Source organism: Vannielia litorea, from assembly GCF_018424695.1.
Taxonomy (GTDB): Bacteria; Pseudomonadota; Alphaproteobacteria; order Rhodobacterales; family Rhodobacteraceae; genus Vannielia; species Vannielia litorea_A.
The window spans coordinates 1-7790 of record NZ_QTNQ01000124.1 but is presented as its reverse complement, the minus strand read 5'-3'; the positions used below and the strand labels follow the sequence as shown (position 1 = coordinate 7790).

Annotated in this window: 11 protein-coding genes; all 11 read left to right on the top strand. The window is 68.7% G+C overall.

Going from position 1 to position 7790, the window contains the following annotated elements:
- Positions 1-103, top strand: a 103-nt coding sequence (locus DYI42_RS24375; RefSeq protein ID WP_244868093.1) for a DUF4339 domain-containing protein, incomplete at its 5' end; no start/stop codon positions are given.
- 294 nt (positions 104-397) lie between these two features.
- Positions 398-1033, top strand: a complete 636-nt coding sequence (locus tag DYI42_RS22415) for an HNH endonuclease (RefSeq protein ID WP_244868090.1) — start codon at positions 398-400, stop codon at positions 1031-1033.
- A 10-nt stretch (positions 1034-1043) separates the two neighbouring features.
- On the top strand, positions 1044-1514 hold the full coding sequence (locus DYI42_RS22410; protein ID WP_213549145.1) for a cytochrome b: 471 nt from the start codon (positions 1044-1046) through the stop codon (positions 1512-1514).
- Positions 1515-1582: 68 nt separating this feature from the next.
- Positions 1583-2692, top strand: coding sequence for a TFIIB-type zinc finger domain-containing protein (locus tag DYI42_RS22405; protein WP_213549144.1), 1110 nt, complete (start codon positions 1583-1585; stop codon positions 2690-2692).
- A gap of 116 nt (positions 2693-2808) precedes the next feature.
- On the top strand, positions 2809-3603 hold the full coding sequence (locus DYI42_RS22400; RefSeq protein ID WP_213549143.1) for a nucleotidyltransferase domain-containing protein: 795 nt from the start codon (positions 2809-2811) through the stop codon (positions 3601-3603).
- Positions 3604-3713: 110 nt separating this feature from the next.
- Positions 3714-4640 carry a carbohydrate kinase family protein gene (locus tag DYI42_RS22395; RefSeq protein WP_213549142.1) on the top strand — a complete coding sequence of 309 codons (927 nt, stop codon included), beginning with the start codon at positions 3714-3716 and terminating at the stop codon, positions 4638-4640.
- Complete coding sequence (gene dtd, locus DYI42_RS22390) at positions 4637-5080, top strand: D-aminoacyl-tRNA deacylase (RefSeq protein ID WP_213549141.1); 444 nt, start codon at positions 4637-4639, stop codon at positions 5078-5080. The genes DYI42_RS22395 and dtd overlap by 4 nt, the downstream gene beginning before the upstream one ends.
- Before the next feature lie 54 nt (positions 5081-5134).
- The gene (locus DYI42_RS22385) at positions 5135-5620 is read left to right on the top strand and encodes a transcriptional repressor (RefSeq protein ID WP_213549139.1); all 486 of its coding nucleotides are present in this window, start codon (positions 5135-5137) and stop codon (positions 5618-5620) included.
- On the top strand, positions 5617-6381 hold the full coding sequence (locus DYI42_RS22380) for a metal ABC transporter ATP-binding protein (protein ID WP_213549137.1): 765 nt from the start codon (positions 5617-5619) through the stop codon (positions 6379-6381). Before DYI42_RS22385 ends, DYI42_RS22380 begins: the two co-directional genes overlap by 4 nt.
- A gap of 53 nt (positions 6382-6434) precedes the next feature.
- A complete protein-coding gene (locus DYI42_RS22375; protein ID WP_213549135.1) occupies positions 6435-7238 on the top strand; it encodes a metal ABC transporter permease in 804 nt (267 codons plus the stop codon).
- Positions 7235-7790 (top strand): metal ABC transporter permease (locus DYI42_RS22370; protein WP_213549133.1); only part of this gene is annotated, 556 nt, incomplete at its 3' end. The genes DYI42_RS22375 and DYI42_RS22370, both read left to right, overlap by 4 nt.

Below are 7790 nucleotides of genomic sequence, written 5' to 3'. Positions count from 1 at the left end.
GGTCTGGACCGCCGGGCAGGACGGCTGGCTGAAGGCGGGCGACATCCCCGAACTGGCCCAACTCTTCACCATCCTCCCCCCGCCCCCACCGCCGGGGGTATGAGGCGCGGGGCCTATGGCCAAGCTCGTCCTGCTGCACAGAGAGGGTTCCGGGTACGCTGATGTTCCGACGAAGGTCTATGATTTTCCCAATGACTACTTGTCACGCGTCCAACAGGGCGTCGGGGATTGGTTCGTCTACTATGAACCCGGGAGGGGACCCGGCGCCCGCAGGTACTTCGGGGTGGGAAAGATATCTGAGGTTATTCCCAACCCGAAGAACCGTGAGCACCATTTAGCGCTCATCGAAAGCTATCTGCCCTTTGACGCTGATGTTCCGAGGGTTATAGACGGCAAGTTGCTGGAGTCCGCACTGACAAACTGCGATGGCACTCCAATGTCCGGTGGCCAGAACACAAGCTCAGTGCGTGTTCTGCCGGAGCAAGAATTTGCCTATATCGTGAACCTCGGTCTGCCGCAGAATCTGGAGGAAATGGAGGCCAATCGATACAATCCTGCGCGGAGCGACGTTGACGACAAGCCCGAGCCTTTCATCCGCCCCGTCATCGAACGCCTCTCCTCGCGCCCCTACCGCGACGTAGCGTTCCGGCGGAAGGTGCGCGAGGCCTACGATTACCGCTGCGCCCTCTCCGGCCTGCAACTGCGCAACGGTGGCGGGCGGCCCGAGGTGCAGGCGGCGCATATCGTTCCGGTGGAGCGGCAGGGCGACGACAGCGTGCACAACGGCCTCGCCCTCTCCGGCACGCTGCACTGGATGTTCGACCGCGGGCTGATCTCGGTGGCCGACGATCACTCGATCCTTGTTTCCCGCAACAAGGTGCCCGACGAGGTGACCACCCGCCTGCTCTCGCCATCCGGCAAGCTGCACCTGCCCGCCCACCAGCGCGACCATCCTCACCCGGCCAACCTCCGTTGGCACCGCGAGAACGTCTTCGGCCAGCGCGACCTCGACGGCCCCGCCCCTTGGCACTGAAAGGCCCGCGATGCCCCGCCCCACCACATACTCCAGCCTCCAGATCATCCTCCATTGGCTGGTGGTGGTCCTGATCGTCGGCGCCTTCCTGCTCTCCGATCAGATGGACGACTGGGAAGACATGCCGGCCGATGCACCCCTGCCGCTCCACGGCATCCTCGGCCTGACAGTGTTCTTCCTCATGCTCGCCCGACTCGCCCTGCGGCTCTTCCGCGGTGCCCCACCGCCGCCCGAGGCGGACCCCGCCTGGCAGAAGCGGGTCGCCGAGATCACTCACTGGGTGCTCTATGCCCTGGCCATCGCAACGCCATGGTCCGGCGGCTTTGCCTTCTACCTGCGCTGGGAGGAGGCAGCAGACCTGCATGAGCTGCTGAAAACCCTGCTGCTCCTCACCGCCGCCGCCCACACCGCCGCTGCGCTCTACCATCAGTTTGTGCTCAAGGACGGGCTGATGGCGCGGATGGGGCTGCGGCGCCGTTAGCCCCCTAGCACCGTCCCGCGCCATCCCCTAACCTGCGGCCAACCCTTTCCGAGCCGAACGCGATTTTAATGACTGACACAGCTTCCACCTCCACCGAAGAACACCGCTTCCCCTGCCCCGCCTGCGGTGCCGACATGCGGTTTGACCCGACCTCGGGCGCGCTGATGTGCGACCATTGCGGCCATCGGGAGGAGGCGGCGGAGGAAGAGGTGTCACAGGCCTCGCCGATCACCGAGTTGGATTACGAGGCGGCGCTCCGGGCGCAACTGCCCGTGGCGGAGATGGAAGAGACCCGCGTGCTCCAGTGCGACAGTTGCGGCGCGCAGGTGGAATTCGACGCGCATGACCACGCCACCGAATGCCCCTTCTGCGCCTCCCCCATCGTCACCGACACCGGCACCCACCGCCACATCAAGCCCAAGGGCCTCGTGCCCTTCGCCCTCAAGGAAAACGAGGCCAGGGACGCGATGAACGCCTGGCTCGGCAAGCTCTGGTTCGCGCCCGGCGGATTGCAGGAATACGCCCGCAAGGGCCGGAAGATGCAGGGCATCTACGTGCCCTACTGGACCTATGACGCCGATACCAAGAGCCGCTACACCGGCATGCGCGGCGTCTATTACTACGTGACCCAGACCGTGATGCGCGACGGCAAGCCCGAGCAGCGCCGCGTCCGCAAGATCCGCTGGAGCCCGGTGAAGGGCCGGGTGGCGCGCTGGTTCGATGACGTGCTGGTGCTGGCCTCTCGCAGCCTGCCGAAGAAATATACCGACGGGCTGCAACCCTGGAATCTGACCGGGCTGGAGCCATATGCCCCGCACTTCCTTGCGGGGTTCCGCGCCGAGGGCTACCAGGTGGAGCTGGCGGAGGGGTTCGAAGAGGCCAAGGGGATCATGGAAGCCCAGATCCGCCGCGACGTGCGCTTCGACATCGGTGGCGACCAGCAAAAGATCGTGACGCTCAACACCGACATGAGCGACATCACCTTCAAGCACATCCTGCTGCCCGTCTGGCTTGCGGCGTACAAATACAAGGGCAAAAGCTATCGCTTCGTGGTCAACGGCCAGTCCGGCAAGGTGCAGGGCGAGCGGCCCTGGTCGGCCTGGAAGATCGCCTTCGCCGTGGTGCTGGGCCTGATCGTGGCCGGGGCGATCGGTTACGCGGTGGCGATGAACCAGTAGCCGCGAGCTGGCCGCGCGCGCGCAGCGGGGGCGCGGCCCCCGCACCCCCGGAGATATTTGCAGCAAGAAAATGAACAGGGCGCGTGCCTTGCCCATCAGGCGCGCTACCTGCCCGCATGGATTGGAAAGCCTCTGACGACGCCGCGCTGATCGAAACCCTCGCCACCGCTCTGGCGCAGGCGACGGGCCTCACGGCGTTGTTTCTTTCCGGCAGCCACGGACGGGGCAGCGCCGATCGCTTTTCCGACATCGACCTGGTCGGCCTCACCGACAACAGGACCGCCGCCGTGGCCGCCTTGCACGCCGCGCTGGAGGCCGGGCCGGGCGTGGTGTACTTTCAGGAGCTGTTCGGCGGGCGGCTGTGCAATGCGATCACGCCGGAATGGCGCAGGGTGGATCTGTTTCTGCCCGACGGGCTGGAGGGCCATGCGCAAAATCTGCTGGTGCCGCTGCATGACCCGGTCGGCTTGCACGCCACACTGCCCGAAGCCCTTCCCCCTGCCGCGCCCTCGCCCGCCCGGGTCTCGTCCATCACCAACGAGTTCCTCCGCGTTCTGGGCCTTTTGCACGTGGGCGCGGGCCGGGGCGAGGACGTGCTGCTGGTCCGTGGCCTCGGGATCCTGCGTGACAAGCTGGCCGAGCTGATGCTGGAGGAGGTGCCCGAGCCCGACAAGGGCGGCGCGCTGCACCCCTCCCGCCTTCTCCCGCCCGAAGACATGGCCATCCTCATTGCCCTGCCCTGTCCCGGCCCCGACCGCGCCGCGCTTCTGGCGGGCTATGCCGAGGTTGCGGGGGGCTTCCTGCCCCGTGCCCGGGCGCTGCACACGCGCATCGGGCTCGACTGGCCCGGGGCCTTCGAGGCCGCCACGCGCGCGGTTCTGCGCCGGGAGCTTGCGCTGGAGCTGCCGTAGGGCAGGACGTGCCCCACCATCCCGCGCAGCCCTTGCGCCCTGCACCCGATTCCGGCTAGAGCCAGTGCAAACAAGGCGATGTTAGCGGTAACGTGACCCCGGAGGACTCCATGATCATCTGCGCAGGCGAAGCCCTGATCGACATGCTGCCGCGCGCAGGCGCCGACGGGGAGGCAATGTTTCTGCCTGTCTGCGGCGGCTCGGTCTATAACACCGCCATCGCGCTTGGACGGCTGGGCTCTGATGTCGGGCTGGTGTCGGGCGTCAGCACCGACATGTTCGGCGCGCAACTGGTCGAGGGGCTCGCGGCGTCGAAGGTTGCGCCCGACCTGCTCATGCGCGCCGACCGGCCCACCACGCTCGCCTTCGTGCGCCTTACGGGAGGGCAGGCGGAATATGCCTTCTTCGACGAGGGCAGCGCCGGTCGGATGATCCGGGTGAAGGATCTGCCGGCCCTGCCCCGCTCTGCAAGGGCGCTGTTCTTCGGGGGCATCTCGCTGGCAGTGAAGCCCTGCTGCGACACCTACTTCTCCCTGATGAAGCGCCACTCCAGATCCAAGCTCATCATGATGGACGTGAACGTGCGCCCTGATTTTATCCCCGACGAGGCGGAGTATCGCGCCCGCACCGAGGCGATGCTGGCCCATACCGACATCCTCAAGCTCTCCGATGAAGACCTGATGTGGATGTTCGGCGATGCCGACCCGGCCGCCCATGCCGAGGCGCTGCTGGCCAAGGGGCCGAAGATGATCTGCATCACCGAGGGCGCACGGGGCGTCACCGCCTACCTCGCCTCGGGCGCCCATACCGTGCTGGCCGAGCGGGTCGAGGTGGTCGATACCGTTGGCGCGGGAGATACCTTCAACGCGGGCGTTCTGGCGGGGCTTGACCGGGCCGGGGCGCTCTCCAAGGCGGCGCTGGCCAAGGGGCTGCCGCAGGAGGTGGTGATCGACGCGCTCCGCCTCGGCGTGAGGGCCGCCGCCGTCACCGTGCAACGCGCCGGGGCCAACCCGCCCTGGGCTGGGGAGCTGGCGTGAGGGCGCTGCTGCAACGGGTGCTCGAGGCCTCCGTCACCGTCGATGGCGCGCGCCTCTCCGAGATCGGGCCGGGCCTGCTGGTGCTGGTCTGCGCGATGGAGGGCGACACGAAGGCCGAGGCCGAAAAGCTCGCCGCCCGCGTCGCCAAGCTGCGCATCTTTCAGGACGAGGCGGGCAAGATGAACCGCTCGGTCACCGACACCGGCGGGGCGGCGCTTGTCGTCTCCCAGTTCACCCTGGCCGCCGACACCCGCCGCGGCAACCGTCCCGGCTTCTCCACCGCCGCCGCGCCCGAGACCGGCCGCGCGCTTTATGAGCATTTCGCCGAGGCGCTGGCCGGGCTCGGTGTGCCAGTACAGCGCGGGCGCTTCGCGGCCGACATGAAGGTGGCCCTCGTCAACGACGGCCCCATCACCATCTGGCTCGACACCGAGGGTTGAACCACGCGGGCATCGGCGCTAGGTAGCAATGCGTTATAACATAACGGCCTCACCATGTCTGACCCAACCGGCTTTGCGCCCCACGATCACCGCGCCTGCGTCTCTTCGGCCCTGGCCGCCGCCGAGGCCGCCTGCGCGGAGCGGGGCGCCCGGCTGACACCGCTGCGCCGCCGCGCGCTGGAAATCCTGCTGGAAAGCCACAAGGCGCTCGGCGCCTATGACCTGCTGGAGCGGCTCGCCGCCGAGGGGCTGGGAGACAAACCGCCGGTGGCCTACAGGGCGCTGAACTTTCTGACGGAGCAAGGCTTCGTGCACCGGATCGAGCGGCTGAATGCCTACGTCGCCTGCGCCCACCCCGAGGCGGGCGAGGGCCATGGCGCCGCCTTCCTGATCTGCCGCGACTGTGGCCGGGTGGCCGAGGCGCTGGCCTCCGAGGCGCCACTCGCCGCCGATGCGCGCGGCGCGGGCTTCGCTGTGGAAGATGCGGTGGTGGAGGCGCGCGGCCTCTGCCCGCAGTGCCAGCCAGGCAGCCGTCCGTGACCGCCCTGATCGAGGTGCAGAACGTCACCCTTGCGCGGGACGGGCAGGTGGTGCTCGAGGGCGTCTCAGCGCGCTTCGAGCCGGGCGAAATCACCACCATCGTCGGCCCCAACGGCTCGGGAAAGACCAGCCTTCTCAAGGCCCTGATCGGTGAACTCCCCCCTATGAAGGGCAAGGTCCGCCGCGCGCCCGGCCTGCGCCTGGGCTATGTGCCGCAAAAGCTCGCGCTCGATCCGACCCTGCCGATGACGGTGGCGCGCTTCTTGTCGCTGCCCCGCCGGGTGAGCGCCGATGCAAGGGGCCGGGCCCTACGCTACGCGGAGGTGGCCGCGCTGGAACACCGGCAACTGGCCGATCTCTCCGGCGGGCAGCTTCAACGCGTGCTTCTTGCCCGCGCCCTGCTTGCCGAACCCCAGATCCTCCTGCTCGACGAGCCCACCCAAGGCCTCGACCAGCCCGGCCAGGCGGCCTTCTACCAGCAGATCGAGCATGTGCGCGACAGCATCGGCTGCGCCGTGGTGATGGTCAGCCACGAGCTGCACGTGGTGATGAGCGCGTCCGACCGGGTGATCTGCCTCAACGGCCACGTCTGCTGCGAAGGCACCCCCGATGTGGTGCGCAACTCCGCCGAGTATCGCGCCCTCTTCGGCGCCGGCACCCATGGCGCGCTGGCGCTCTACCGCCACCACCACGACCATTCCCACGATCACCCGCATGACCATCCTCATGACCACGACGCCGCACATGACCACGCGCACTGACCGCCCCAACACCCCGATTTTTCGCAGGAAAATCGTGATTCCCCGGGGTGCCCATGCTGGATGATTTCCTCGTCCGCGCCGCGCTTGCCGGGGTCGGGGTGGCGCTTGTCTCGGCACTGCTCGGCTGCTTCGTGCTCTGGCGCCGCATGGCCTACTTCGGCGATGCCACTGCCCATGCCGCCCTGCTCGGCGTGGCGATCTCGCTGGGCTTCGGCATCTCCATCCTTGTCGGCGTCGCCGTCGCCGCACTCGGCATGGGGCTGGCCATCACCCTGCTCTCGGGCCGCCGCACCGGGACAGATACGCTGCTGGGCGCGCTGGCCCACTCCGCGCTGGCCGCCGGGCTGCTCGCGGTGGCGCTCATTCCCGGGGGGGCGCGGCTCGATCTCGAGGCCTATCTCTTCGGTGACATCCTCGCCGTGTCGCGCGCCGATCTCGGGCTGATCTGGGGCGGGGTGGCTGTGGTCTGCGCTGCGCTGATCTGGCGGTGGCAGGCGCTGCTCGTCACCGTTGTCTCACCCGACCTCGCCCGCGCCTCCGGCATCAACCCCAAGCGCGAGAACATGCTGCTCGTCTTCGCCCTTGCGCTCACCGTGGCCGTGGCGATCAAGGTGGTGGGGGCGCTGCTGATCACCGCCATGCTGATCCTGCCCGCCGCCGCCGCCCGCCCGCTGGCCCGCACGCCCGAGGCCATGGCCGTACTTGCGGTGGTGCTGGCCGCCGCCGCCGCCCTCGGCGGACTGCGCCTGTCTTATCAGCTCGATAGCCCGACTGGCCCCAGCATCGTCTGCACGGCGGCCGCTTTCTTCGCGCTCACCGCCCTCGCCCGGCCGCTGCTGCGCCGCCGCCAGGCATGAACGGGCTATTCACTGCCGCCCCCGGCGCACGCCTCTTCGGCCCCGACGGCCCGCAGCCGCTGACGCCGCCCTCCGTACGCACCACGGAGGCCGATCTTCTGCGCGCCGCCCTCGCTGCCGCGCCCACGGCCACCTTCCGCCTTGCCCCGCCGCAGCTGCACCTCGGCCCCGCGCAGAGCCCGCCAGCCTTTGAAACTCTCACCGGCGGCACCACCGGCGCGCCACGCATCATCCGCCGCAGGCAGGCCAGCTGGATCGCAAGCTTCGAGGTGAACCGCGCGGCGTGGTCGCTTGGGTCCGGCACGCGGGTTGCAACCCTCGGCAGCCTCACCCACTCGCTCACCCTCTACGGCGTGCTGGAGGCGCTCCACTGCGGCGCCGAGGCCCACTTGCTTCACGGGCTGCGCCCCGACCGCCAGCAGAAGGCGCTGGCCGCCGGGCTGCTCGCGGTGGCGCTCATTCCCGGGGGGGCGCGGCTCGATCTCGAGGCCTATCTCTTCGGTGACATCCTCGCCGTGTCGCGCGCCGATCTCGGGCTGATCTGGGGCGGGG